The sequence below is a fragment of the Pseudomonas sp. BMS12 genome (genome assembly GCF_001592875.1).
Lineage (GTDB): Bacteria > Pseudomonadota > Gammaproteobacteria > Pseudomonadales > Pseudomonadaceae > Aquipseudomonas.
In genome coordinates this window covers 1-275 of the sequence record NZ_LSOF01000045.1, presented here as the reverse complement: position 1 = coordinate 275, position 275 = coordinate 1, and the positions used below count along the sequence as shown (strand labels likewise).

Below are 275 nucleotides of genomic sequence, written 5' to 3'. Positions count from 1 at the left end.
GCCGGCTGGCCGAGCAGGGCGGCCAGGTCGAGATCGGGGCGTTCGCTGACCAGGGTCAGCTCGAACACGAAGGGCTGGCTGAGCGCTTCATGGCCGGTGAATTCGAGCACCTGCAAATCGTGCTCGACAGCAGGCAGGCTCAGGCTGAAATGGGTCTGATTGGCGGGCGCGAACATCCGTGTTTCCTTCTGCCGAACGGGCATCGGCCAGGAGTCCTGGCCGATGGGGCAGCTCGCGTACCTGCGAGCCAGGGCATTGTCGGGGAAGCGCCACGG

Annotated in this window: 1 protein-coding gene; it reads right to left on the bottom strand. The window is 66.2% G+C overall.

Features of this window, described 5'->3' with window-relative positions; translation table 11 throughout:
* Positions 1 to 176, bottom strand: a 176-nt coding sequence (locus tag AYB31_RS22435) for a hypothetical protein (protein WP_177332320.1), incomplete at its 3' end; no start/stop codon positions are given.
* Positions 177 to 275: the final 99 nt, after the last annotated feature.